This window comes from Chitinophaga niastensis (genome assembly GCF_003014755.1).
GTDB classification, from domain to species: domain Bacteria; phylum Bacteroidota; class Bacteroidia; order Chitinophagales; family Chitinophagaceae; genus Chitinophaga; species Chitinophaga niastensis.
Genome location: NZ_PYAW01000026.1, coordinates 1 through 1,835 on the forward strand (window position 1 = coordinate 1; position 1,835 = coordinate 1,835).

1 protein-coding gene is annotated in these 1,835 nt (G+C 48.4%); it reads right to left on the bottom strand.

All coding sequences use genetic code 11. The annotated features are described in order from the left end of the window. Positions 1 to 1,835, bottom strand: a 1,835-nt coding sequence (locus tag CLV51_RS29335) for a DUF6443 domain-containing protein (protein ID WP_245899009.1), incomplete at both ends; no start/stop codon positions are given.

The following is a 1,835-nucleotide window of genomic DNA, read 5'->3' on the forward strand; positions in this document are numbered from 1 at the left end:
AAGTCGGCCACCGTCAAACGATTGGTATTATCGTAGCTGTAACCATAAGCCCTGGCAATGCTGTTGCTCCTGCTTTTCCATTTTATCCCGGCAATGTTGCCGTTGTATTGATTGTTTACAAAACCTGCATCATAGTCCAGTTCCTGCCCAAACCAGTTGCTGGTACTACCAGCTGTATTCACAAATGTTTTATTGATACCACGTAACCATCCCCGGATATTGTATTCGTAGGAAAGCTGCTCAATAGGGGCGCTGGTGCCATTGATGCCCAGCTTCTTTGTTTTTAATCTCCCCAGCTCATCATAATCATTGGTGGCAATGGTGCGCTCCAATGTGGTGGTATCGTTTAGTCTTTTCTTTATGCTGGTCAATCTGCCCGCAGCATCATACCCCATCATGGTCAGCACGGTCGTTTGCGGGGTAGGGCCACAGCGTTGGTTTTTATGGCGTAAATAGGTGCTTAATACTTTCCCGTTAAAGTCATACAGTGTAGTGGTTACATCCTGTGCGCCGGAAATATTATCACTGATAGTTTGTATCACCCGGCCTTTATCATTGTAGTAGATAGTGGCGGTCAGCCACCCGTCAGGGGTACCCAGCACTTTTACTTTTGTACCCGTCACCATCCCTTTGGTCATGCTGCTGGTGGCGGTTAGCGGCTCCGCATAAGGATTAGTGCCGGCCTGTGGTTTACTGAAATCTGTTGTTAGTGGGGTTTGTACACCAGTGAAATTGTATTTATCATAGAAGGTATAAGTGAGCGGTGTTAAAGCGCTGGTAGGTATACTGGGTAGGGGGTTAGTAGCGGTAATGGTGGTAGTGCCCTGGTCAAGACTACTGTTGATGACGGCATCTGTTGTACCCCCGGCGCCGCTGTCAAACCCGGCTTCAAAAGAGATACTGTTGGTAGCCTGGTATTGGGGACGGGCATCATAGGATGCAACCACCAGGTCGGCTACTCCCGGAAAAGTATAACTGATGCTTTGGGTATTGGAGGTAGCGGTATTCATGCTGGCCTGCAACGTGGCGCGGGTGGCTGTACTGTTATACAGGGCTGTTTCTATGGGCCTGTTTAAAGTATCATAGAAAGTAACCAGCCAGTTGTTTTTCAATTTCATGTTGCCATCCCTGCTAAATACCAGCCGGTTCCTCAGATCATATATCATCTCTGTGGAATCCGCGCCCGGAACCTTTTTGACGATCAGGCGGTGTTTAGCATCATAGCGATATATAAAGCATAACTCTCCGGCAACCGGCGACAGATCAGGGTTTCCGGCAATAGCCTGCACCGCTAACGGGGGCACTACTACCCGTAAGTTACCCAGGTAATCATAAATATAATAAGTGCATAACCAGCCATCATGGCCTGTCCCCGGGTTGCTGGCATACTGTATTTTATTTAATATAACATGCCCTTCTCTATCCTTATATGCGATCGACTGCCTGCCTGCTTCGTCTGTAATAACGTCTTTCGATAACTCCCCGGCCGCGTAAACCGCTGATGTTACTGGTAAAAGACCACCACCCATACTCCAGTTCATTACGGAGTCTGCAACCGTATTGAGTAAATACTGATGTGCAATCGGGTGATTGCCGCCCGTCTGGGCCCAGCTGTTACCAGGTGCATAGGCCCGGGCAGTGCGGTTTAACGGGGACGGCTCAAAAACAGCCTGGTTATAATAAATACTTTCACCTATGGCCCCCGGGTTAAGTGTGTTGTTCTGGTAGAATGTCTGCTGGCTGTTAAAGGGATCTGTTTTAAACGAGCCATCATTGGTATTGCCACTTTGCGGCACATACGGCAGATAACTGTATTGCACCCTGCCCAGGTTATC